The organism is Paracoccus sp. SCN 68-21 (assembly GCF_001724535.1).
Classification (GTDB): domain Bacteria; phylum Pseudomonadota; class Alphaproteobacteria; order Rhodobacterales; family Rhodobacteraceae; genus Paracoccus; species Paracoccus hibiscisoli.
Genome location: NZ_MEES01000005.1, coordinates 115,324 through 137,118, shown reverse-complemented (window position 1 = coordinate 137,118; position 21,795 = coordinate 115,324). Strand labels below are relative to the sequence as shown.

Genomic DNA, 21,795 nt, shown 5'->3' with positions numbered 1-21,795 from the left:
ATGTTCGGATTCGTCGGAATTATTCTTACGCTGGTCATGGTCTTCGGCGGCTATCTTCTGGCCGGCGGCAAGATGGGCGTCATCCTGCACGCCCTGCCGTTCGAGATGATGATGATCATGGGCGCCGCCGTCGGTGCCTATCTGCTGGGCAATGACACGCATGTCCTCAAGGCCACGGTGGGCGGGCTGGTCCGCGCCTTCAAGGGCCCGAAATGGACGGCGCAGGATCACCAGGATGTCCTGTGCCTGATGTTCCAGCTGCTGAAGATCGCGCGCGAAAACCCCGTCGCGCTGGAGCAGCATATCGAGAACCCGTCGGAATCGCCGATCTTCACGGCCTATCCCCGGCTGGCGGCCGATCACAACGTGGTCTCGCTGATCTCGGATACGCTGCGCTCGGCCAGTCTGAACTATGACGATCCCTATCAGGTCGAGGACATGCTCTCGCGCCGCATCGCCGTGATGCGCGAGGAGGAGATGCACGTCCCCCACGCACTCCAGACCATGGCCGACGCGCTGCCCGCCCTGGGCATCGTCGCCGCCGTGCTGGGCATCATCAAGACCATGAGCTCGATCGATCAGCCGCCCGTCATTTTGGGCAAGATGATCGGCGGCGCGCTGGTCGGGACGTTTTTGGGCGTGTTCCTGTCCTATGGCTTCGTCGCGCCGCTGGCCAACAGGCTGGGCGCGGTGGTCAAGCAGGATCTGGGCTTCTACGAGGTGGTGAAATCGGTCCTGGTCGCCGGGTTGCATCAGCACGCCACGACGCTGTGTGTCGAGGTGGGCCGCCAGACGGTGCCCGAACATGTGCGCCCCAGCTTTGACACGCTGGAAGGCGCGCTGCGCGAGCTGAAGAAGGCCGCCTGATGACCCGGCTTGGCCTTGTGATCGCGATTGCGGTGATGGCGGGGCCGGTCGCGGCCCAGGACGCGCCGGGTCCCGATCTGGACAGCTTCAGGCAGACGGCCTCGGACTGGCTGCTGTCCGGGCAGGGCCTGCCCCGCGACTACCGCGTGATGCTGATGCAGATGGACAGCGCCGACCGGCTGCACGCCATCGCCTATCTGCGCCGCCTTGGCCTGCTGACCGAACGACCCTGGTCGCTTGACGACCTTCTGCGCCCCGCGGCCACCAGAACGGAGATCCGCGAATGACACCCATCGCCGCCCTGTCGGGCAAGTCCAACAAATATCTGGATGCGCCCCTGCTTGTCACGGGCGGCCTTGTGCTTGTGGTCATCTCTCTGGTGATTCCCCTGCCTGCGGGGGTGCTGGATTTCGGTATCGCCATCTCGATCGCGTCGGCGGTGCTGGTGCTGGTCATGGCCTCTCTGGTCGAAAAACCGACCGATTTTCAGGCCTTTCCCGTCCTGCTGCTGATCAGCCTGGTGATCCGCCTGTCGCTGAACGTGTCCTCCACCCGGCTGATCCTGACCGAAGGCCAGAACGGCAAGGAGGCGGCGGGAAAGGTCATCAACGGCTTTGCCGATTTCGTCGCGGGGGGGTCGATCCTGGTCGGCATCACCATCTTTGCGGTGATCTCGGTCGTGAACTTCATGGTCATCACCAAGGGCTCGGGCCGGATGGCCGAAGTCGCCGCACGCTTTGCGCTGGATTCGCTGCCGGGCAAGCAGTTGGCTATCGACGGCGATCTGAACGCCGGCGCCATCGACCATCAGGAGGCCAAGCGCCGCCGCATCCAGGAACAGCGCGAGATCAGCTTTTTCGGCTCGCTGGACGGCGCCTCCAAGTTCGTCAAGGGCGACGCGGTCGCGGGCATCGTGATCACGCTGATCAACCTGTGCATTGGTCTGGCGGTGGGCATCACCGTCCACGGCATGCCGATGAGCGAGGCCATGTCGACCTATTCGCACCTGACCATCGGCGACGGGCTGGTCAGCCAGATCCCCTCGCTGATCACGTCGATGGCGGCCGCGCTGCTGCTGTCGCGGGGCGGCGCTACCGAGACCACCGCCAGCCTGATGTCCAGCGAATTCACCCGCAGCTGGCAGCCCGCCGCGATGGTGGCCGCGTCCATGGTGATGATCTCGCTGGTGCCGGGGATGCCCCGGATGCTGTTCTTTGCAATCGCCGGGTCCATGGCCCTGTTGTCCTGGAGCATCGCCCGACGACAGCGCCGCGCCGAGGAGGCTCTGCCCGATCTGCCCGCAGCCGAGGCCGGAACCAAGCCAGCAGCGCGCATCGGCGACGTTCTGGACACCGACGACATCAGCGTCGAGATCGGATCGGACCTAATCGTGACGGCGCTGGATCAGGCGCGCGGTCTGGGCAGTCGCATCAGCAACCTGCGCATCCATATCGCGCGCAGCTTTGGCCTGATCCTGCCCGACGTGCGCATCACCGATACCGATGATCTGCCCCCGGGCGACTATCAGATCCGCATCCACGGCGTGATCCGCGGTCGCGGAACTCTGCGCCCCTCCGAGATCCTTGCCCTTGGGCCAGAGGGGGTGCTGGCCGATCTGCGCGGCATTGCGGTCCGCGAACCGGTCTATTCCAGCCCGGCACGGTGGATTCTGCCCGCCGATCAGGAGGATGCGGCAACGATGGGGGCCACCGTCGTCACCCCGATGGAGGTCCTGTCCACCCACCTGATGGAGGTGGTCAAGGCCAACCTGCCCTCGCTGCTGACCCTGGGCGCCATGCAGCGCCAGATCGAGGAGCTGAAGACGCTGTCGGATACCGGCCGCGCCGAGCGCTATCGCAAGTATTTCGACGCGATGATGCCCGACAAGGTCACGCCAGAGACGCTGCTGGCGATCCTGCGCGCCCTGTTGGAGGAGCGGATCTCGATCCGCAACCTGCCGCTGATCGTCGATGCGATCTGCGAGTTCCGCAGCATCGAGCAGCCCGAGATGATCTATGAGCTGGTGCGCAAGCGCCTGCGCGGCCAGATCACCCAGCAATATTCCGACGAGGCCGGTCGCATCGCCGCCCTGCAGCTGCACCCCGCATGGGAGGCAGAGTTCGTCCGCGCCGACGCGGAGACCGGTCGCGCAGGCGGCGGCGCCATGACGCCCGCCCTGTCCAAGAAGCTGATCGATGCCGTCCGCAGCGCGCTTGCGCTGGCCGAACCGGTGGCCCGGACGGTGCTGGTCGCCCCCGATCACCGCCGACGCATGGTGCGGGCGGTTCTGGGCGCCAACGGCATGGCCGTTCCCGTCCTGGGCCTGGAGGAGATCGACCCCGCGGCCGAGCTGCGCCTGCTGGGCACTGTCGAGGCCGCATGATGTGGGACCAGCTTCAGGCCGTCTATCCGGGCGCGGACTGGGCGTTGGTGCTGGTCTATATCCGCGTCCAGGCCTGCGTCCTGGCCCTGCCTGGACTGGGTGAGCGGGTGATCTCGGCGCGGGTCAAGGTTGCGCTGGCGCTGGCGCTGACGCCGCTGCTAGCGGGAGTCGCGCCCGGCCCCGACATGCCGACGGACAGCCTGGCCATGGCCGGTCAGGTGGCGGTCGAGATGGTGCTGGGTTTCACCACCGGGATCATGCTGCGTCTGCTGACCCTGGCCATCGACATCGCGACCACCGCGATCGCCGCGACAGCGTCCCTGTCGCAGATCATGGGCATCCAGAACGAGATGTCGCCCCATCCGATCGGCAACATGCTGCATCTTGCGGGACTGGCGATCCTGATGGCGATGGGCCTGCCGATCATGCTGGTCGAGCTGATGGCCGACAGCCTGCGCCTGTGGCCGCCCGCGGCACTGCCTCAGGTCGAGGGGTTGGCGATGGCCGTCGTGCGCATCGTGGCCGACAGCTTCTGGCTGGCGATGATGCTGGCGGCGCCGTTCACGCTTGGCGGGTTTCTGTATCAGGCGCTGTCCGGGGTCATCAACCGGGTGATGCCGGCGCTGCCGGTCATCTTCATCGGGGCGCCCGCCTCGATCCTTCTGGCGCTGATGGGGCTGGCGATCCTGGCGCCGCTGCTGGTCGGGATCTGGGCGAATGCCGTCCTGTCCTTCATGCTGCCCGCGATTCCGTAGGTCAGGCAGATGAGCGAGGACAGCACCGACAAGCAATTCGAGGCCACCGACCAGAAGCTTCAGCGGGCGCGGGAAAAGGGGGATATTCCCCGCTCGACCGAGCTGAACGTGACGATGATGTATCTGGCGGCCTTCCTGGCCTTTGTGGTTCTGTCGGGCTATGCGGCGCGCCACTGGATGGCCATGGCCACCCGCGCCCTGGGCTCCGAGGGGTGGAGTCCGGAGGGGATCGCCCCGGTGGCCCGCGCCATGGGCGCATTTGCCGGGTTCATGACGGTCGGGCTGGCGGCGATTTTGGTCGTGGCGATTCTGGTGGGGCTGATCGCCACGCGCAGCCTGATCTTTTCCCCGCAGAAGCTGGCCTTCGATTTCAAGCGCATCAACCCGGTCAAGAATGCCGGGCAGAAATTCGGGTCGGACGGCCTGGTCACATTCGCCTTTTCGGTGGGCAAGGCGACGCTGGTCTGTCTGGGGGGATGGTTTCTCTATGTCTCTCTGCTGGACCGGATCGCGGCCTCGGCCATGGCGGACGGGCAGTGGATCACCGCGCTGGTTGTGATTCTGGGGCAGGTGCTGATGCTTGGCCTTGCGGTGTCGGTCCTGTTCACGGTGCCCGACATGCTGTGGAAATGGTTCAGCCACCGCCGCAAGAACCGCATGAGCCGCAAGGAGATGCAGGACGAGTTCAAGGATTCCGAGGGTGATCCGCATCTCAAGGCGGCGCGGCGCCAGCGGGCGGTCGATATCGCGATGAAGCAGATGCTGACCGATGTCCCCAAGGCGGATGTGATCATCGTGAACCCCACACATTACGCCGTCGCGCTGCAATGGTCGCGGGGGTCGGGGCGGGCGCCGGTCTGCGTGGCCAAGGGCACCGACGAGGTCGCCGCCCGCATCCGCGCCAAGGCGACCGAGGCGGGCGTGCCGATCTGGTCCGATCCGCCCTGCGCCCGCGCGATCCATGCCCAGGTCAAGATCGGTGAGGAAATCGACCGAACCCATTTCGCTGCGGTGGCCGCCGCCATCCGCTTTGCCGAAAAGATGCGACAGAAGGCCAAGGCAGGGTGGTAGACCGGATCAAACAGTTGCAACAGCTGGAGCAGATCGCGCGGTTGAAGGCCGAACGGCAGCTCAAGACCTTTGCGGCCTTCAACGCGCATATGACGGTGGCGCGCCAGCGCGTGGATTCGCTGCAGGCGGCGCTGGCGCAGAGCTATGACAGCACGGCGCCGCTGTCGCTGCCCGAGGCGCGGGTCGCCAACGCCCAGGCCGGCCGCGCCGCGCGGGAGCTGCGCCATGCCGGTGACGAATTGCAGCGCATGACCCCCCGGTTCGAGATCGCCCGCCAGAAGGCCGCGCGCGAGTTCGGGCGCGCCGAGGCCCTGCTGGGGCTGGGTCAGCAGGAGGACGCGCGCCGTCGCAAGGACCGGTTCTGACCGTCGCGCGGGATTGGACAGCCCGCAGCCGGGATGCTAGGCAACCCTCAAGCCAAGGGGGAAGCCATGCTGCACAGCGATCCGAACATCGACGGCCACCGCCAGATCTGGACCGCCAAGGCGGCACGCGCGCTGTTCGATCAGCCGTTAATGGACCTGCTGTTTCAGGCCCAGACCGTGCATCGTCAGCATTTCGACCCCAACCGCGTGCAGCTGAGCCGCCTGCTGTCGATCAAGACCGGCGGCTGCCCCGAGGATTGCAGCTATTGCAGCCAGTCCTCGCGCCATGATTCCGGCCTGTCCGCATCCAAGCTGATGGAGGTTCAGCGCGTCCTGGCCGAGGCCCGCCGCGCGCGCGACGCGGGGGCCACGCGCTATTGCATGGGGGCCGCCTGGCGCAGTCCCAAGGCGCGGGACATGCCGCAGATCGTCGCCATGATCGAGGGGGTGAAGGCCTTGGGGATGGAGACCTGCATGACGCTTGGCATGCTGGATGCTGACCAGTCCGCGCAGCTGGCCGAGGCCGGGCTGGATTACTACAACCACAACATCGACACGTCCGAAGCGCATTATCCCAACGTGATCACGACCCGGACCTTTGCCGAGCGCATCGACACGCTGGAAGCGGTGCGGCAGGCCGGGATCAAGGTCTGTTCCGGGGGCATCCTGGGGCTGGGCGAGGGGCGGCAGGACCGCGTGGACATGCTGGTGACGCTGGCGAACCTGCCCTCGCCGCCCGACAGCGTGCCGATCAACATGCTGATCCCGGTCGAGGGCACGCCGCTGGAAAATGCCGCGCCGGTCGATCCGATCGAATTCGTCCGCATGATCGCCACCGCGCGGATCATGATGCCGCAGAGCCATGTCCGCCTGTCCGCAGGACGCACCGCCATGTCGGACGAGATGCAGGCGATGTGCTTTTTCGCCGGGGCCAATTCGATCTTTGTGGGCGACACGCTGCTGACCAAGGACAACCCTGAGGAGGAGAGCGACATGCGTCTGTTCGCCAAGCTGGGCCTGCAGCCGATGGTCGCGCATGAACACGCGCCGGACGAGGCCCGTCGTGCCGCGTTGCTGGCGGATGATCCGGCGATTCCGATCCTGCGCTGACGGCCGGGGGTTTCACCCCCGGACCCCCAGGATATTTGCATGAAGAAGAAGGGGCACGGCTTGGATCGGCTGGCGGTGTATCGGCGGGATCTGGCGGTTCTGGAGGGCGAGGCGCGGTTGCGGTCGCTGTCGGGGCGTCGCGGGATTGATTTTTCGTCGAATGATTACATCGGTTTGGCGCAGGCGCCGCGGATGGTTTCGGCGATGCGACGGGCGCTGGAGCACGGGGTTCCCGTGGGGGCGGCGGGGTCGCGGCTGTTGCGCGGCGAGACCGAGATGCAGGCGCGGTTCGAGACCGAGGCCGCGCGGTTCTTTGGGGCTGAGGCCTGTCTGGGGTTCGGCGGCGGTTATGTGGCGAATTTCGCTGTGATCACAACGCTGCCGCAGCGGGGGGATCTGCTGCTGATGGATGCGCTGGCGCATGCGAGCACGCATGAGGGGGCGCGGGCCGGGCGAGCGGAGGTCGCGACATTTCGGCATGGCGATGTCGGTCACGCCGAAGATGTGATCACAGGGTGGCGGGCGCGGGGTGGGCGCGGCGCTGTCTGGATCGCGGTCGAGAGCCTCTACAGCATGGACGGGGACCGGGCGCCGCTGGACGATCTGATGGTGCTGGCGGATGCGCATGGCTTCCTGATGGTGGACGAGGCGCATGCGACGGGGGTCTATGGGCCGCAGGGGCGGGGTCTGGCGCATCATCTGGAGGGGCGCGAGAATGTCGTGACCCTGCATACCTTGGGCAAGGCCCTGGGCGGGTCGGGGGCGCTGATCTGCGGGGCGCGGGTGTTGGTGGATTTCCTGATCAACCGATGCAGGCCGTTCATCTTTGCCACGGCGCCTTCGCCGCTGATGGCGGCGGCGGGATTGGAATCGCTGGCGATTCTGCGTGATGAGCCGTGGCGGCAGGCGACGCTGGCGGGGCATGTCGCGGCCTTTGGGGCCGAGATGGGGCGGCGGCTACCGCAGGTGTCGCTGAGCGGCAGTCAGATCGTCCCGCTGATCGTCGGGCCGAATGCCGGGACGATGGATCTGGCCGCAGCGGTGCAGGCGCGGGGGTTCGATGTGCGCGGGATCAGGCCGCCGACCGTGCCCGAGGGGACATCGCGGCTGCGGGTGTCGCTGACGCTGAATGCCACGCGGGCGGAGGTGATCCGCCTGGCCGAGACGCTGGAGGAGCTATGGCCCGATTTGTGATCACAAGCACCGGAACCGATGTCGGCAAGACGGTCTTTGCGGCCGGGTTGTGCGGTCTGATCGGAGCAGACTACTGGAAGCCGGTGCAGTCCGGGCTGGCGGGGAATGTCGCGAATGAGTCCCTCACCGCCGATGCACCGGGGGGGCACAGCCCGTGCACAGGGCGTACACCGACAACGCACGGTGCTGCCCCGCAGCCCGGCACCGACCGTGCCGAGGTCGAGCGGCTGTCGGGCGCGCGCACCCATCCCGAGGCGGTTCTGCTGCGCGAGCCGCTGTCGCCGCATCGGGCGGCGGAGTTGCAGGGCGTGACGCTGGACCCGGAGGCCTGGGTGATGCCCGGCGCCGCGCGGCTGGTGATCGAGGGGGCGGGGGGCGCGCTGGTGCCCGTCACGCGGCGGGTTCTGTATGCCGATCTGTTCGCGCGCTGGCAGGTGCCGGTGATCGTGGTCTGCGCCACGGGGCTGGGCACGATCAGCCACAGCCTGACCGCGCTGGAGAGCCTGCGCGCGCGGGGGGTGCCGGTGCATGGGGTGGCCTCTGTCGGCCCTGCCAATGACGACAACATGGCGACGATCGGGCAGATCGGGCAGGTCCGCGTGCTGGGGCGGTTGCCCCTGCTGGACCGGCTGGACCGGGACAGCCTGTCGGCGGCGATGCGGGCCGCGTTCCGGGTGGAGGATTTCGCATGAGCGCCGTCTGGCATCCGTTCTTTCAGCACGGGACCGAGCCCGCGCCGCCGCGCGCCACGGGCAGCGCGGGGGCCTTTATCCAGACCGACCGCGGGCCTTTGCTGGACGGGATCAGCAGCTGGTGGGTGGTGACGCATGGCCATAACCAGCCCGAGATCGTCGAGGCGATCCGCGAGACCGCCGGGCGGCTGGATCAGGTGATTTTTGCGGGCCTGACCCATGCGCCCGCCGAGGAGCTGGCCGAGGCGCTGGTGGCGATGACGCCCGCGGGGCTGGACCACGTCTTCTACAGCGATAGCGGATCGACTGCGGTCGAAGTCGCGCTGAAGATGGCCCTGGGATACTGGCGGCACGAGGGCGACGGCCGCCACCGCATCGCGGTGATCGAGGACAGCTATCACGGCGACACCATCGGCACGATGAGCGTGGGCGAGCGGGGGGTGTTCAACGCCGCCTATGACCCGCTGATGTTCGGGGTGGACCGGCTGCCCTTTCCCGAGGGGGACGGGGCGGCGACGCTGGCGGCCTTCGAGGTTCTGGCGGCCAGCGGCCGGATGGCGGCGATCATTCTGGAGCCGCTGGTGCTGGGCGCGGGGGGGATGCGGATGTATTCCGCCAGCGTTCTGGCCGGGCTGCGGGCGATCTGCGACCGGCATGACGTGCTGATGATCGCGGATGAGGTCATGACCGGATGGGGGCGCACGGGGCGGCTGTGGGCCTGTGATCACGCAGGCGTCGCGCCGGATATCCTGTGCACATCCAAGGGGTTGACCGGGGGCGTGATGCCGCTGGCGGCGACGCTGGCCAGCGGGCGGATCTTTGAGGCGCATCGGTCGACGGACCGGCGGCGGACGTTTTACCACTCCAGCAGCTATACCGCGAACCCGATCGCCTGCGCGGCGGCGCTGGCGCAGGTGCGGCTGTGGCAGGCCAGCCCCATGCAGGCGCGGCTGGATGCGCTGGCCGCGATGCAGGCGGACCGGCTGGCGCGGCTGGACGGGCGCTTCACCAATATCCGCCAATGTGGGACGATTGCGGCGGCGGATCTGGTCGTGCCCGAGGGCGGCTATCTGTCAGAGGTCGGGCCGCGGATGCGGGCGCATTGCCTGGATCAGGGTGTGCTGCTGCGGCCCTTGGGGAACACCGTCTATGTTCTGCCGCCCTATTGCGTCGGGGCCGAGGATCTGGATGCGGCCTGGGGGGCGGTCACCTCATTCGAGGTGTAGATCGACCCAGACCAGCTTGCGATGGGACGCCAGCGCCACGGATTCCGCCAGCGGATCGTCGGGCGCGGGCCATATCACCCCCGCATCCGTGACGCGCAGGGCGGTCGCGGGCAGGATATAGTCCAGCCGCAGGTTCCCCGGCGCGCGGTCGTATTCGGCGGTGTCCAGCGCCGGGTCTCCGTTTTGGTTCGCATTGGGGCCGGTCTGGGGCGGCTGGAACGCGCCGCGCGGCTGCGGGTCCTGGGTGACGGACAGCAGCGCCTGAAGCGTGGCGGGGTCGCCGTCGCCGTCCTGGGGGTCGATGTTCAGGTTCCCGATGATCGCGAAGGGGGCGTCGGGCAGGTGGGACAGCCAGAAGGTCGCCTCGTCATGGTTGCGGGCGGCGTTGCGGGGCTCAAAGGCGGGGGGCGTCGCGGCAAAGGCCAGCAGGTGCAGGGGGCCGTCGGGCGTGGTCAGGGCCACGTCCCAATGGGCGCTGCTGGACAGGCGCTGGATGTCGGCATGGGGGCTTTCGGGCATGCGGTTGTCGGGCAGGTCGCGCCAGAGCGTCGCGGTGTGATCGGTCACCGCCGCGATGGGCAGGCGCGACAACAGCGCCAGGCCCTTTTGCCCGGTGAAATCGCCATAGCCTTGCGCGTCACGGGACCTGCCCGGGCGGCCGTCGCCGTCCAGGTCCAGGCCGGTCTGCAACCCGCGATTGGGCTGGCCGGCATGGCGGTGGGGCATGGGGTGGCCCTGCGCCTCCAGCAGGGCAGCGAAGGCGGTCAGGGCGCGGTGATCCAGGTCCCAGTCAAACCCGGTCAGCAGGATCGCGTCGGGGGCCGCATGGGCGATGACGCGGGCCGCGGCCAGCACCTGCGGATCGTCCCGCGCGATGTCGCGCAAGAGAAGCCCCGGCCCGTTTCGCGAAAGGCCGGAATCCCAGGTGGCCAGGCGCAGCGTGTCGGCCCCCGCCGGCGTGGCGAGGGCGATCAGGGCAAGGGCCCTCAGATCCAAGGGCGGGCCTGGGCCATCTGCTGCTCGAACGTGTCGATGGCGGGGGCCTTTTCCATCGTCAGGCCGATATCGTCCAATCCGTTCATCAGGCAATGCTTGCGGAACGGGTCCATGTCAAAGGCATAGGCCGTGCCGTCCGCGCCGGTGACGGTCTGGCTGTCCAGATCGACGGTGATGCGGGCATTGGCGCCCTTTTCGGCGTCGCGCATCAGCGCGTCGACCGCGTCCTGGGGCAGGACCACGGGCAGGATGCCGTTCTTGAAGCAGTTGTTGAAGAAGATGTCGGCAAAGCTGGTCGAGATCACGCAGCGGATGCCGAAATCCAGAAGGGCCCAGGGCGCGTGTTCGCGCGAGCTGCCGCAGCCGAAATTGTCGCCCGCGATCAGGATCTGGGCGTCGCGATAGGCGGGCCGGTTCAGGACGAAATCGGGGATCTCGTTTCCGTCGCGGTCATAGCGCATCTCGTCGAACAGGTTCACGCCCAGGCCAGACCGCTTGATGGTCTTCAGGAACTGCTTGGGGATGATCATGTCGGTGTCGATGTTGACCAGGGGCATGGGGGCCGCGATGCCGGTCAGGGTGGTGAACTTGTCCATGATCTGTCCTTCAGGCGGGCTGGGCTGCGAATTCGCGGATGTCGGTCAGATGGCCGGTCACACCCGCCGCCGCCGCCATCGCGGGGCTCATCAGGTGGGTGCGGCCCTTGTAGCCCTGGCGCCCCTCGAAGTTGCGGTTCGAGGTCGCGGCGCAACGCTCGCCCGGCTTCAGCTGGTCGGGGTTCATCCCCAGGCACATCGAACACCCCGCCAGACGCCATTCGAAACCGGCATTGGTGAAGATGACGTCCAGCCCCTCCTCCTCGGCCATGGCCCGCACCAGGCCCGATCCGGGCACGACCATGCCGCGCACGCCAGGCGCCAGTTTGCGGCCGCGCAGCACGTCGGCGGCGGCGCGCAGATCCTCAATCCGGCCATTGGTGCACGATCCGATGAAGACCGCGTCGATGGTGATCTCGGTCAGCGGCGTGCCAGCGGTCAGGCCCATGTAGTCCAGCGACCGGCGCGCGGCATCGACCTTGCCGCCGGTAAAGCTCTCGGGCGCGGGAACCGATGCGGTGATGGGCAGGGCGTCTTCGGGGGATGTGCCCCAGGTGACGGTGGGGGCGATATCCTCGGCGCGGATGGTCAGGACCTTGTCGAAATGCGCGTCGGGGTCAGAGAACAGCGTCTTCCACCAGGCGACGGCGGCCTCCCATTGGGCGCCCTTGGGCGCATGGGGGCGGCCCTTGACGTAGTTGAAGGTGACCTCGTCCGGGGCGATCAGACCGGCGCGGGCGCCGCCCTCGATCGCCATGTTGCAGATGGTCATGCGGCCTTCCATCGACAGATTGCGGATCGCCTTGCCGCAATATTCGATGACATGGCCGGTGCCGCCCGCCGTGCCGGTCTCGGCAATGATGCGCAGGACGATGTCCTTGGCGGTCACGCCGGGGGCCAGGCGGCCGGTGATCTCGACCTTCATGTTCTTGGACTTGCCCTGGATCAGGGTCTGGGTCGCCAGCACATGTTCCACCTCACTGGTGCCGATGCCATGGGCCAGCGCGCCGAAGGCGCCGTGCGTCGCGGTGTGGCTGTCGCCGCAGACGACGGTCATGCCGGGCAGGGTCCAGCCCTGTTCTGGGCCGACGATATGCACGATGCCCTGGCGGATGTCGGTCACCGGATAGTAATGCACCCCGAATTCGCGGGCATTGCGGTCCAGCGCATCGACCTGGATGCGCGATTCCTCGTTGTCGATGCCCTGCTGGCGGTCCAGCGTGGTGGGCACGTTGTGATCGGGCACGGCGATGGTGCGTTCGGGGGCGCGGACCGTGCGGCCGGTCATGCGCAGCCCCTCGAAGGCCTGCGGGCTGGTCACCTCGTGGACCAGATGGCGGTCGATATACAGAAGGCAGGTGCCGTCATCCTGGCGATCCACCACATGGGCGTCCCAGATCTTGTCGTAAAGCGTGCGTGCAGGGGTCATGGCTGAGGTCTTTCGGCTGTGATGCAGGGGGGCAGGGACGGACAGCCGTCAGCCCTGCGCGGTCACGCCCAGCATCTCGCCGTAGAAGCGGCCCGGCAGGCGCGCGCGGTCGTGAATGTCGAAATAACGCATCATCCGGCCAGATTAGGCCAGCATCCGCCCGCTGGCAAGCGCGTCCGCCCCAAGGAAAATGCCGCGAGAGATTGAGACGGGCCGAAAAGATGCTATGTTGGGGGAACCCCTGCGCCGGGGGTCATCGGCGCGCGGACCGGAGGACTACACCCTGTCACAAGACGCCCCGTCGGCCGGTCGGCCGACTTCGACCCAGCATTCCAGCCAGCACAGCAGCGATGACATGCTGGCTTTGGTGCTGAATTCCTTGGATGACGACAAGGCCGAGGAGGTCATCACCATCGACCTGCGCGGCCGCACGGCCATTGCCGACCACATGGTCATCGCCTCGGGGCGCAGCTCGCGCCAGGTGGGCGCCATCGCGGAAAAGCTGGCCGAGCGCGTGAAGCAGGTCACCGGCCGCAGCCCCCGCATCGAGGGCAAGGATGCCGGCGATTGGGTGCTGATCGACACCGATGACGTGATCGTGCATGTCTTCCGCCCGGAGGTCCGCGATTTCTATCAGCTGGAAAAGATGTGGCTGCCCGCCGATGCGCTGGCCCGTATCCGCGAACCGGCCGAGCCGTCGACCTATCAGCCGCTGGTCTGATCCGCGCCGATGCGCATCGACATCGCCGCCGTGGGGCGGCTGAAGACCGGCCCCGAGGCGGCGCTGGTCGCAGACTACCTTGACCGTTTCGCCAAGACCGGCCGCAGCCTGGGGCTGCCGGCCGTGTCGGTCCATGAGGTCGAGGACCGCCGCGCCGGCACCATGGCCGCCGAGGCCGCCCTGCTGTCTCGCGCCATCCCACCCGGCGCGGCGGTGGTGATGATGGACGAACGCGGCGATCAGCCGACCTCGCCAGAATTCGCGGCGCGGCTTGCGGGCTGGCGGGACCAGGCGCGCGATGTGTGCTTCGTGATCGGCGGCGCGGACGGGCTGGACCTCGACCTGCGGACGCGCGCCGATTGGCAGATCAGCCTGGGCCGGATGGTCTGGCCGCATCTGCTGGTCCGCGTGATGCTGGCCGAACAGCTCTATCGCGCGGCCACGATCCTCGCGGGCTCCCCCTACCACCGCGCCTGATCCGGGCCGCCCCTTCTTCTTCACGCAAATATCCCGGGGGTCCGGGGGCTGGCCCCCGGTCGCTTGGTTGCCGCGCGCGCCCGGCGGCGATAGACAGGGTCAAAACCGCGAGGCTCCGATGACCAAACCCGTGATCCTGTGCATTCTTGACGGCTGGGGCCTGTCCGACCGCCCGGACCAAAGCGCGCCCGACCGCGCCGCCACCCCGCATTTCGACCGGCTGATGCGACAGCATCCGCATGCCACGCTGGTCACGCACGGCCCCGATGTCGGCCTGCCGCGCGGCCAGATGGGCAATTCCGAGGTCGGCCACACCAATATCGGCGCGGGCCGCGTGGTCGCCATGGATCTGGGCGCGATCGACCTGGCGATCGAGGAGGGCAGCTTTGGCCGGAACCCGGCGCTGCTGGCCTTCATCGATCGGCTGAAGGCCACGGGCGGGACGGCGCATCTGCTGGGCGTGATCTCGGATGGCGGCGTGCATGGGCATCTGGTGCATGTGCTGGCCGCCGCGCGGGCCGTGGCTGGCGCGGGCGTGCCGGTGGTGATCCACGCCATCACCGACGGCCGCGACGTGGCCCCCGATTCGGCACCCGCCTTCCTGGAGGTGCTGCAGGCGGGCCTGCCCGAGGGCGCGCGCATCGGCACGCTGATCGGGCGCTATTACGCGATGGATCGCGACACCCGGTGGGAGCGGGTCGAGCGTGCCTTTGCCGCCATCGTCGCGGGCCGGGGAGAGGCAGCGCCGGACGTGGCCCAGGCCATCGCCACCGCCCATGCACGCGGCGAGATGGACGAATTCGTCAGCCCCTTCGTCATCGGCGGCTATGCGGGCGCGCGGGACGGGGACGGGGTGTTCTGCCTCAACTTCCGCGCCGACCGCGCACGGGAGATCCTGTCGGCCCTGGGCGACCCGGATTTCGACGGCTTTGACGCCAGCGCGCGCCCCGATTGGGCGGCGATGTTGGGCATGGTCGATTACTCGACGCGGCATGACCGCTTCATGCAGGCGGCCTATCCCAAGCGCCAGGTCCAGAACACCCTGGGGGCCTGGGTCGCGGCCCATGGCCTGCGCCAGTTCCGCCTGGCCGAGACCGAGAAATATCCGCATGTGACCTTCTTCCTAAACGGCGGCAAGGAGACGCCCGAATCGGGCGAGGACCGCCACATGCCGCAAAGCCCCAAGGTCGCGACCTATGATCTGGCCCCCGAGATGGCCTCGGCCGAGGTGACCGACACGCTGGTCCGGGTCATCGGAGAGGGGTATGACCTGATCGTCGTGAACTATGCCAACCCCGACATGGTCGGCCATACCGGCGACATCGTCGCAGCCGCCCGCGCCTGCGAGGCGGTGGATCGCGGCCTGGGCCGCATGCTGGAGGCACTGGATGCCGCGGGTGGTGCGGCGGTGATCTGCGCCGATCACGGCAATTGCGAACAGATGATCGACACGGTGACCGGCGGGCCGCATACCGCGCATACGCTGAACCCGGTGCCGGTGATCGTCTATGGCGCGCCGGGCGTGCGTGGCTTGCGTAACGGGCGTCTGGCCGATCTGGCGCCCACCGTGCTGGACCTGATGGGGCTGCCGCAGCCCGCCGAGATGACCGGGGAAAGCCTGATCGCACGATGAAGATGCGCCTTGCCCTGATGCTGTGTGCCGCGCTGGCCGCGCCTGCCTGGTCGCAGCCCAGCCCCGCCAACCAGGCCGTCGCCGATGCCGAGGCCGCCGCCGCCCTGCTGCGCGCGGCCATCGGCCAGCTGGCCGATGCGGTGGCCGCCGACGATCAGGTCACCGCCCTGACCGAGGTGATCCGCGGCTATGAGCTGGGCCTGTCGGCGCTGCGCGACGGTCTGCGCCAGGCCACCGCCCGCGAGGCCGAGCTGCGCACCCGGTTCGAGGCGCAGCGCGGCCAGCTGTCGCGCGTGCTGGGCGCGATGACCGCCCTGCAGCAAAGCCCCGAATCGACCATGCTGCTGCATCCGGCGGGGGGGCTGGCCAATGCGCGGTCCGGGATGATCCTGTCGGGCGTCACGCCGGGCCTGCGCGCCCAGGCCGAGGCCCTGCAGGAGGATCTGGACGAGATCGCCACCGTGCGCCAGCTGCAGGCCAATGCCGCCGGCATGCTGGGCAGCGGGCTGGACAGCGTGCAGGAGGCGCGGCGCCTGCTGGCCAGCGCGGTCACCGACCGCAGCTCCATGCCGCTGCGCTATGACGAGGACCCGGCCGAGCTGCAGGCGCTGCGCGAGGCGGCCGACAGTCTGGAGGGCTTTGCCACCGGCATCGCGCGGATGGAAAAGGACGTGGGCGCGCCCATGGACGATTTCGAGGGCGCGCAGGGCAGCCTGCCCTTGCCGGTCGTCGGCACCGTGCTGCGCCCCTATGCGGAACCCGATGCGGCGGGGGTCAGCCGGCCCGGATGGGTGATCGCCACCGCGCCCGCCGCCCTGGTTCAGACGCCCTGGCCTGCGACGATCCGCTATCGCGGGCCCTTCCTGGATTACGGCAATGTGATGATCACCGAGCCCGCGCGCGGTTATCTTATGATTTTCGCCGGCCTCAGCCAGGTCTTCGGAGAGGTGGGCGACGTGCTGAAGGCGGGCGATCCGGTGGGCCTGATGGGGGGCGCAGAGGCCCCCGCGCAGGAATTCGGCGCGCAGTTCGTCCTGGATGCCGCCCGCGGGGCCGAGGCCGGGCGCAGCGAATCGCTGTATCTGGAATTGCGCCGCGGCAATGAAACGCTGGACCCCGCCGACTGGTTCGTGCTGAATCCCGTCGTCGACCCGCAACAGGACTGAGGCAGGAAAGACCGCCATGAAACATTATCTGATCGCAGGCCTGGGGGGCGTTCTGGCCGGGGCGCTGGCCACAACCCAGATCGCGGGCCCGCTGCTGGCGCAGGAGGCCGACCGCAGCAACACCTCAATCTATCAGCAGCTGGAGCTGTTCGGGAACATCTTCGAGCGCATCCGCTCCGATTACGTCGAGGCGCCCGACGACAAGGAGCTGATCGAGGCGGCCATCAACGGCATGCTGACATCGCTGGACCCGCATTCGGGTTTCCTGTCGGCGGACGATTATTCCGACATGCAGACCCAGACTCGCGGCAGTTTCGGCGGCCTGGGCATCGAGGTCAGCCAGGAGGACGGGCTGGTCAAGGTCGTGGCCCCCATCGACGACACGCCCGCCGCCAATGCGGGCGTCGAGCCGGGCGATTTCATCACCCATGTGAACGGCGAATCGCTGTTGGGCCTGCCGCTGGACAGCGCGGTCGACATGATGCGCGGCCCCATCGGATCCGAGATCACCATCACCATCCTGCGCGAGGGCGAGAGCGAGCCGTTCGACCTGACCATGGCCCGCGACACGATCAAGCTGACCGTGGTGCGGTCGCGCGTCGAGGGGCATGCGGTCGTGCTGCGCGTGTCGACCTTCAACGACGAAACCTATGACACGCTGCGCGCCGAGCTGGACAAGGCTGTCGAGGAGGCGGGCGGAATCGACCGGGTGACCGGTTTCGTTCTGGATCTGCGCAACAATCCGGGCGGGTTGCTGAACCAGGCGATCAGCGTGTCGGACGCGTTCCTGGATGCCGGAGAGATCGTCAGCACCCGGGGCCGCAACCCTGAAGAGAGCGAGCGCTGGAACGCCGAGACCGGCGATCTGGCCCAGGGCAAGCCGATGGTCGTGCTGATCAACAGCGGTTCGGCCAGCGCCTCCGAGATCGTCGCGGGCGCGTTGCAGGATCATCGCCGCGCCATCGTGGTGGGCGAGAAGTCCTTCGGCAAGGGATCGGTCCAGACCGTGATGCCGGTCACCGCCGACAGTGCCATCCGGCTGACCACCGCGCGCTATTTCACGCCGTCGGGGCGGTCGATCCAGGCCTTGGGCGTGCAGCCCGACATCCTGGTGGCCCAGCCCCGGCCCGCGCCGACCTCAGAGGAGGACGAGGCGCGCAGCTCCAGCAACTTCAGCCGCTCGGAAGCCGGTCTGCGCGGTGCCTTGGGCAATGAGGTCAGCGACGAGGAGCGCGAGCAGATGGACCGCGAGGCCGCCGAGCTGGAGGCCACCGCCGCGCTGCGCGACGAGGATTACCAGCTGGCCTATGCGGTCGACGTGCTGAAGGGCCTGGCGGCGGTGAATTTCCGCGCCGATCAGGTGCCTGCCGCAGAAACCCCCGCCGTCACCGGCGAGGGCGCTGGCGGCACCGACGCGCCCGATCAGGGATGAGTGAGCGGACCGGGCCGGGCGGCCTGCCCTATCGCCCCTGCGCGGGTGTCGTGCTGGTGAACCGCGACGGCCTGATCTTTGCGGGCGCGCGCATCGACATGCCGGGCGCCTGGCAGATGCCGCAGGGCGGGATCGACGCGGGCGAGACCCCGCGCGAGGCCGCCCTGCGCGAGCTGACCGAGGAGACCGGCGTGCCCGCCGACCGGGTCGAGGTTCTGGCCGAGAGCCCGGATTGGGTGTTCTATGACCTGCCGCCCGACATGGTGGGCCGGATCTGGAAGGGCCGCTTTGGCGGGCAGCGGCAGAAATGGCTGCTGCTGCGGTTCCTGGGCCAGGATTCCGAGATCCGGATCGACACCGACCACCGCGAATTCGACCAGTGGCAATGGATGCAGGCGGATGCCCTGCTGGAGGGGATCGTGCCCTTCAAGCGCGCCGTCTATGCCGAGGTGCTGGAGGCGTTCCGCCCCCATCTGGCCTGAGGGTCAGGCGGGCGGCGTGCCCCATGAGTCCTGAAAGATCAGATCGTCCAGCGGCAGGCGGTCGGCCCAGCCCCGCGCCTGCAATTCGGGCTGCTGATACAGTTCGGTGACATGGCCGATGCACAGATAGGCCACCGGCACGACATGGTCGGGCAGGGCCAGGATGTGGCTGAGATCGTCCAGATCGAAGATGCTGACCCAGCCCACGCCGATGCCTTCGGCCCGCGCGGCCAGCCACAGGTTCTGGACCGCACAGGCTGTCGAATAGAGGTCGGTGGCCGCGTCATGGGTGCGGCCCAGCACATGCGGCCCGCCGCGCGTGCGGTCGCAGGTGATGCACAGGTTCACCGGCGCCTCCAGGATGCCCTGCAGTTTCAGCGAGGAATAGAGCGCCTTGCGGTCGGGAAAGCGGGTCGCGGCTTGGGCATTGGCGGCCTGGAACACGTCATGCAGGCGCTGGCGGGTGCCCGGGTCGCGGATCAGGATGAAGTTCCACGGCTGCGACAGCCCGACCGAGGGCGCGTCATGCGCGGCCTGCAGCAGGCGGCGCAGCGTGGCCGGGTCCACCGGGTCGGGGCGGAACTGGCTGCGCACGTCGCGGCGCTGGCGGATCGCGCGATAGACCGCCGCGCGCTCCTCTGGCGTGAACGGCCCCGCGGGGGCGAGGCCGTCGGTGTCCTCCGTCACCGGCGCAGCTGGTCCAGCAGGATTGAGGTCGGATAGCCGTCCGGCGTCACCCCGATCGAGCGCTGGAAGGCCGAAACCGATTCCATCGTGGCCGAGCCGAACAGCCCGTCGATCTCTCCCTGATAGAAGCCGCGTTGGGCCAGGCGACGCTGGATCTCTTCGCGTTCGCTGGTGGACAGGGCGCGGTCGCTGCGCGGCCAGGCGCCCTGGATGCCCGGACGGCCCGCGATGCGTTCGGCCAGGAAGGCCACGCCCAGGGCATAGTTGTCCGAGTTGTTGTAGCGCAGGATCGAGCGGAAGTTATCGCCGATGAAGAAGGCCGGACCCCGCGCCCCCGCCGGCATGATGATCGAGCCGCTGCCCGACGGCATCGCGCCGCCGCCGATGCGGCGCACGCCCATCCCGGACCAGTCGGCGCGCCGGGTGCCCTTGCCGATCAGGCTCATGTTGAAGTTGGCGGGCAGCTGGACCTCGGCGCCCCAGGCCTGACCGCGCTGCCAGCCGTTGCGGGCCAGATAGGCGGCGGTCGATGCCAGCGCGTCGGTCGGGTCCTCGGACCAGATGTCGCGGCGGCCGTCGCCGGTGAAATCGACCGCGTATTCCAGATACGAGGTCGGCATGAACTGGGTATGGCCCATCGCGCCCGCCCAGCTGCCCAGCATGCCGGCGGGGTCGATATCGCCCGCCTGGATGATGCGCAGGGCGGCGATCAGCTGGTTCTGGAACATCTCTCCGCGGCGGCCGTCATAGGCCAGCGTCGCCAGCGAGGGGATGATCTGCATCCGGCCCCGGTTCGCGCCGAAATTCGATTCCATGCCCCAGACGGACAGGACGACCTCGCGCGGGACGCCGTATTGCGCCTCGATCCGGGCGAGGGTCGGGGCCAGCTGCGCCAGCTTCTGGCGGCCGGTGGTGATGCGCACATCCGACACCGCGCTGTCCAGATACAGCCAGACGGGCCGCGAGAATTCGGCCTGGCGGCGGTCCAGACGGATCACGTCGGGGTTGTAGCGGGCCAGCGCCATGGCACGGTCATAGGTCGCGGGCGACACGCCCGAGGAGACGGCGCGGGCGCGGAACTGCTGGACGAAGCGCTGCAGCCCCGCCTCGTCGCCGGGGGCGGCGGGCGGGATGGGCGTGACGGTGACATTGGCCGGGATCGAGGGGCCGCCCGTGCTGGGCATGCGCGACACGGGCGACGCGCAGGCCGCCAGCGCGCCGATCAGGGTGGTGGACAGGAAGATGCGGGAAATGGACATGAAGGAATCGCCTGTTCTGGACTGCCGAAGTTTTCTTGACCCGGATCTGTGGCCCGGATTTGGTTCATTCCGGTCAGTCTAGCCCAAGGATTCCGCCTTGGGTAGGGCGCGGTGCCCGCTTTTCCCGCCCCTTAGTGCAGCAGCGATTCCGGGTCGGGCGCGTCCCCGAACCAGGGCGTCATCTGCGCGATGATCACCGAATTCTCGGCCAGGGCGCGGTCCATCAGCGCGCGTTCGGCCTCGTCGATCTCATGGCCGTCGGCCAGGCGCTCCTCCAGCGTGCCGTATCCGGTCACGTCCAGCGGGGCCATGTCGGCCTGTTTCAGGATGGCCACGGTCTCGCGCACGGCCTCGGGCTCGTCATGGCCTGCGGCATAGCAGACAAGGCCCGCGCCGGTGGCGCCCTTGGGCAGGCCGTCGCCCGCGCGGCGGCCCAGTTCGACGACCAGCGTAAAGACCTTCATCGGTCACTCCATCGGTTTGGCGCCGCCGGGGGCGGGCGCGGCCCCTTCGGGCCATTCGGGGGCCAGCCACGCCCGCCCGCCGCATTCGGGGCAGGGCGCGCGGGTGGCGATGATCTGCGCCCCGCTGAGGGCGCCGCAGAGGCAACAGCATGTCTGCCCGTCCATCGCAAGCGGCTTGTCCGGCAGCGGGTCGGGGTTCACCAGGTGATCGGGCGGCAGCAGCGACAGGCCGGGCTGGGCCGTGGCGCGGCGAAAGACCGACAGCCCGCCCCCCGCCTCCAGGTAGGCGGCGCGCAATTCGCCCAGGTTGGCGATGCCCGCCAGGCGCAGCATGGCCTTGATCTCGGAGACGCCCAGGTCGCGATGGGACAGCGCGCCGGGCAGGATGCGCCCGTCCAGCACCAGCGCCACGGGGCGGCCGTCGATGATGCGCTTGGCGCGGTCAAAGCGCACGATCAAGCGGTCGAGGATCTTGTTCAGCCCCACGACGATGGTGATGACCGCGATGGCCGCCAGCAGCGGCACGTCGGGATAGAACATCGCGTCCCCCACCGCCGAGCCGAGCGCGATGACCAGCAGGAACTCGACCATCGACAGCTGCGCCACGCCGCGCCCGCCGATCCAGCGGATCATCAGCAGGGCATAGACATAGATCAGCAGGGTGCGGAACAGGATCTCGGCATAGAACAGGGGCGGGTGGTCGCCCAGAAACATCCGGGAGAGGTCGAAGGGAATGACCTGGGGGTCCATTGGGGGGCCTTTCGCGACGGGTATGGCGCGCGGCACAACC

General features: G+C 68.4%; 23 protein-coding genes. 16 read left to right on the top strand and 7 right to left on the bottom strand.

Annotated elements, in window-relative coordinates:
• The 10 genes from motA to ABS73_RS02975 all read left to right on the top strand — a co-directional run bounded on the left by motA (nt 1) and on the right by ABS73_RS02975 (nt 9,663).
• Nucleotides 1-867, top strand: coding sequence for a flagellar motor stator protein MotA (gene motA / locus ABS73_RS03020; protein ID WP_136854852.1), 867 nt, complete (start codon nt 1-3; stop codon nt 865-867).
• Entirely contained in the window at nt 867-1,154 is a 288-nt protein-coding gene (locus ABS73_RS03015; RefSeq protein ID WP_277022026.1) for a hypothetical protein, read from the top strand. The genes motA and ABS73_RS03015 overlap by 1 nt, the downstream gene beginning before the upstream one ends.
• On the top strand, nt 1,151-3,250 hold the full coding sequence (locus ABS73_RS03010) for a flagellar biosynthesis protein FlhA (protein WP_277022028.1): 2,100 nt from the start codon (nt 1,151-1,153) through the stop codon (nt 3,248-3,250). Before ABS73_RS03015 ends, ABS73_RS03010 begins: the two co-directional genes overlap by 4 nt.
• Nucleotides 3,250-4,005, top strand: a complete 756-nt coding sequence (locus ABS73_RS03005) for a flagellar biosynthetic protein FliR (RefSeq protein WP_277022031.1) — start codon at nt 3,250-3,252, stop codon at nt 4,003-4,005. Before ABS73_RS03010 ends, ABS73_RS03005 begins: the two co-directional genes overlap by 1 nt.
• A 9-nt stretch (nt 4,006-4,014) precedes the next feature.
• Entirely contained in the window at nt 4,015-5,076 is a 1,062-nt protein-coding gene (flhB, locus tag ABS73_RS03000; protein ID WP_136854848.1) for a flagellar type III secretion system protein FlhB, read from the top strand.
• Nucleotides 5,070-5,441 carry a hypothetical protein gene (locus ABS73_RS02995; protein ID WP_136854847.1) on the top strand — a complete coding sequence of 124 codons (372 nt, stop codon included), beginning with the start codon at nt 5,070-5,072 and terminating at the stop codon, nt 5,439-5,441. The genes flhB and ABS73_RS02995 overlap by 7 nt, the downstream gene beginning before the upstream one ends.
• A gap of 66 nt (nt 5,442-5,507) precedes the next feature.
• Nucleotides 5,508-6,551: a biotin synthase BioB gene (bioB, locus tag ABS73_RS02990; RefSeq protein WP_277022036.1), complete on the top strand. Its 1,044-nt coding sequence runs from the start codon at nt 5,508-5,510 to the stop codon at nt 6,549-6,551.
• A 39-nt stretch (nt 6,552-6,590) separates the two neighbouring features.
• Nucleotides 6,591-7,745: an 8-amino-7-oxononanoate synthase gene (locus ABS73_RS02985; protein ID WP_277022038.1), complete on the top strand. Its 1,155-nt coding sequence runs from the start codon at nt 6,591-6,593 to the stop codon at nt 7,743-7,745.
• A complete protein-coding gene (gene bioD, locus ABS73_RS02980) occupies nt 7,730-8,437 on the top strand; it encodes an ATP-dependent dethiobiotin synthetase BioD (protein WP_277022041.1) in 708 nt (235 codons plus the stop codon). Before ABS73_RS02985 ends, bioD begins: the two co-directional genes overlap by 16 nt.
• Nucleotides 8,434-9,663 carry an adenosylmethionine--8-amino-7-oxononanoate transaminase gene (locus ABS73_RS02975; RefSeq protein ID WP_277022043.1) on the top strand — a complete coding sequence of 410 codons (1,230 nt, stop codon included), beginning with the start codon at nt 8,434-8,436 and terminating at the stop codon, nt 9,661-9,663. The genes bioD and ABS73_RS02975 overlap by 4 nt, the downstream gene beginning before the upstream one ends.
• Here the strand turns inward: ABS73_RS02975 and ABS73_RS02970 are convergent.
• From ABS73_RS02970 to leuC, 3 genes are read right to left on the bottom strand one after another with little or no spacing between them, the layout of a single operon-like run.
• Nucleotides 9,649-10,659: an endonuclease/exonuclease/phosphatase family protein gene (locus tag ABS73_RS02970; protein WP_277022046.1), complete on the bottom strand. Its 1,011-nt coding sequence runs from the start codon at nt 10,657-10,659 to the stop codon at nt 9,649-9,651. The genes ABS73_RS02975 and ABS73_RS02970 overlap by 15 nt on opposite strands.
• The gene (gene leuD / locus ABS73_RS02965; protein WP_277022048.1) at nt 10,650-11,255 is read right to left on the bottom strand and encodes a 3-isopropylmalate dehydratase small subunit; all 606 of its coding nucleotides are present in this window, start codon (nt 11,253-11,255) and stop codon (nt 10,650-10,652) included. Before leuD ends, ABS73_RS02970 begins: the two co-directional genes overlap by 10 nt.
• 10 nt (nt 11,256-11,265) lie before the next feature.
• Nucleotides 11,266-12,684 (bottom strand): 3-isopropylmalate dehydratase large subunit, encoded by a 1,419-nt coding sequence (gene leuC / locus ABS73_RS02960; protein ID WP_277022050.1) that lies wholly within the window; start codon nt 12,682-12,684, stop codon nt 11,266-11,268.
• A gap of 355 nt (nt 12,685-13,039) precedes the next feature.
• Here leuC and rsfS point away from each other — a divergent pair, with 355 nt between their 5' ends.
• The 6 genes from rsfS to ABS73_RS02930 all read left to right on the top strand — a co-directional run bounded on the left by rsfS (nt 13,040) and on the right by ABS73_RS02930 (nt 18,595).
• Nucleotides 13,040-13,405: a ribosome silencing factor gene (gene rsfS, locus ABS73_RS02955; RefSeq protein ID WP_277022053.1), complete on the top strand. Its 366-nt coding sequence runs from the start codon at nt 13,040-13,042 to the stop codon at nt 13,403-13,405.
• 9 nt (nt 13,406-13,414) lie between these two features.
• Nucleotides 13,415-13,882, top strand: a complete 468-nt coding sequence (rlmH, locus tag ABS73_RS02950; RefSeq protein WP_277022055.1) for a 23S rRNA (pseudouridine(1915)-N(3))-methyltransferase RlmH — start codon at nt 13,415-13,417, stop codon at nt 13,880-13,882.
• 118 nt (nt 13,883-14,000) lie between these two features.
• Nucleotides 14,001-15,515, top strand: a complete 1,515-nt coding sequence (gpmI, locus tag ABS73_RS02945; protein ID WP_277022058.1) for a 2,3-bisphosphoglycerate-independent phosphoglycerate mutase — start codon at nt 14,001-14,003, stop codon at nt 15,513-15,515.
• Entirely contained in the window at nt 15,512-16,681 is a 1,170-nt protein-coding gene (locus ABS73_RS02940) for a murein hydrolase activator EnvC family protein (RefSeq protein ID WP_286693392.1), read from the top strand. Before gpmI ends, ABS73_RS02940 begins: the two co-directional genes overlap by 4 nt.
• A gap of 16 nt (nt 16,682-16,697) precedes the next feature.
• Nucleotides 16,698-18,113, top strand: a complete 1,416-nt coding sequence (locus ABS73_RS02935) for a S41 family peptidase (protein WP_277022064.1) — start codon at nt 16,698-16,700, stop codon at nt 18,111-18,113.
• A complete protein-coding gene (locus ABS73_RS02930) occupies nt 18,110-18,595 on the top strand; it encodes an RNA pyrophosphohydrolase (RefSeq protein ID WP_277022066.1) in 486 nt (161 codons plus the stop codon). The genes ABS73_RS02935 and ABS73_RS02930 overlap by 4 nt, the downstream gene beginning before the upstream one ends.
• A gap of 3 nt (nt 18,596-18,598) precedes the next feature.
• Here the strand turns inward: ABS73_RS02930 and bluB are convergent, their stop codons facing one another.
• The 4 genes from bluB to ABS73_RS02910 all read right to left on the bottom strand — a co-directional run bounded on the left by bluB (nt 18,599) and on the right by ABS73_RS02910 (nt 21,755).
• Entirely contained in the window at nt 18,599-19,282 is a 684-nt protein-coding gene (bluB, locus tag ABS73_RS02925; protein WP_277022068.1) for a 5,6-dimethylbenzimidazole synthase, read from the bottom strand.
• The gene (locus ABS73_RS02920; protein ID WP_277022069.1) at nt 19,279-20,541 is read right to left on the bottom strand and encodes a lytic murein transglycosylase; all 1,263 of its coding nucleotides are present in this window, start codon (nt 20,539-20,541) and stop codon (nt 19,279-19,281) included. The genes bluB and ABS73_RS02920 overlap by 4 nt, the downstream gene beginning before the upstream one ends.
• 131 nt (nt 20,542-20,672) lie before the next feature.
• Nucleotides 20,673-21,005, bottom strand: a complete 333-nt coding sequence (locus ABS73_RS02915; RefSeq protein WP_136854830.1) for a DUF8846 family protein — start codon at nt 21,003-21,005, stop codon at nt 20,673-20,675.
• 3 nt (nt 21,006-21,008) lie between these two features.
• Nucleotides 21,009-21,755, bottom strand: coding sequence for a DUF421 domain-containing protein (locus tag ABS73_RS02910; RefSeq protein WP_277022072.1), 747 nt, complete (start codon nt 21,753-21,755; stop codon nt 21,009-21,011).
• Nucleotides 21,756-21,795: the final 40 nt, after the last annotated feature.

Excerpts from the sequence above, each read along its gene's own strand:
- motA (WP_136854852.1), top strand. The coding sequence starts at position 1 with ATGTTCGGATTCGTCGGAATTATTCTTACGCTGGTCATGGTCTTCGGC.
- ABS73_RS03015 (WP_277022026.1), top strand. The coding sequence starts at position 867 with ATGACCCGGCTTGGCCTTGTGATCGCGATTGCGGTGATGGCGGGGCCG.
- ABS73_RS03010 (WP_277022028.1), top strand. The coding sequence starts at position 1,151 with ATGACACCCATCGCCGCCCTGTCGGGCAAGTCCAACAAATATCTGGAT.
- ABS73_RS03005 (WP_277022031.1), top strand. The coding sequence starts at position 3,250 with ATGTGGGACCAGCTTCAGGCCGTCTATCCGGGCGCGGACTGGGCGTTG.
- flhB (WP_136854848.1), top strand. The coding sequence starts at position 4,015 with ATGAGCGAGGACAGCACCGACAAGCAATTCGAGGCCACCGACCAGAAG.
- bioB (WP_277022036.1), top strand. The coding sequence starts at position 5,508 with ATGCTGCACAGCGATCCGAACATCGACGGCCACCGCCAGATCTGGACC.
- ABS73_RS02985 (WP_277022038.1), top strand. The coding sequence starts at position 6,591 with ATGAAGAAGAAGGGGCACGGCTTGGATCGGCTGGCGGTGTATCGGCGG.
- bioD (WP_277022041.1), top strand. The coding sequence starts at position 7,730 with ATGGCCCGATTTGTGATCACAAGCACCGGAACCGATGTCGGCAAGACG.
- ABS73_RS02975 (WP_277022043.1), top strand. The coding sequence starts at position 8,434 with ATGAGCGCCGTCTGGCATCCGTTCTTTCAGCACGGGACCGAGCCCGCG.
- leuD (WP_277022048.1), bottom strand. The coding sequence starts at position 11,255 with ATGGACAAGTTCACCACCCTGACCGGCATCGCGGCCCCCATGCCCCTG.
- leuC (WP_277022050.1), bottom strand. The coding sequence starts at position 12,684 with ATGACCCCTGCACGCACGCTTTACGACAAGATCTGGGACGCCCATGTG.
- rsfS (WP_277022053.1), top strand. The coding sequence starts at position 13,040 with ATGCTGGCTTTGGTGCTGAATTCCTTGGATGACGACAAGGCCGAGGAG.
- rlmH (WP_277022055.1), top strand. The coding sequence starts at position 13,415 with ATGCGCATCGACATCGCCGCCGTGGGGCGGCTGAAGACCGGCCCCGAG.
- gpmI (WP_277022058.1), top strand. The coding sequence starts at position 14,001 with ATGACCAAACCCGTGATCCTGTGCATTCTTGACGGCTGGGGCCTGTCC.
- ABS73_RS02940 (WP_286693392.1), top strand. The coding sequence starts at position 15,512 with ATGAAGATGCGCCTTGCCCTGATGCTGTGTGCCGCGCTGGCCGCGCCT.
- ABS73_RS02935 (WP_277022064.1), top strand. The coding sequence starts at position 16,698 with ATGAAACATTATCTGATCGCAGGCCTGGGGGGCGTTCTGGCCGGGGCG.
- ABS73_RS02930 (WP_277022066.1), top strand. The coding sequence starts at position 18,110 with ATGAGTGAGCGGACCGGGCCGGGCGGCCTGCCCTATCGCCCCTGCGCG.
- ABS73_RS02920 (WP_277022069.1), bottom strand. The coding sequence starts at position 20,541 with ATGTCCATTTCCCGCATCTTCCTGTCCACCACCCTGATCGGCGCGCTG.
- ABS73_RS02915 (WP_136854830.1), bottom strand. The coding sequence starts at position 21,005 with ATGAAGGTCTTTACGCTGGTCGTCGAACTGGGCCGCCGCGCGGGCGAC.
- ABS73_RS02910 (WP_277022072.1), bottom strand. The coding sequence starts at position 21,755 with ATGGACCCCCAGGTCATTCCCTTCGACCTCTCCCGGATGTTTCTGGGC.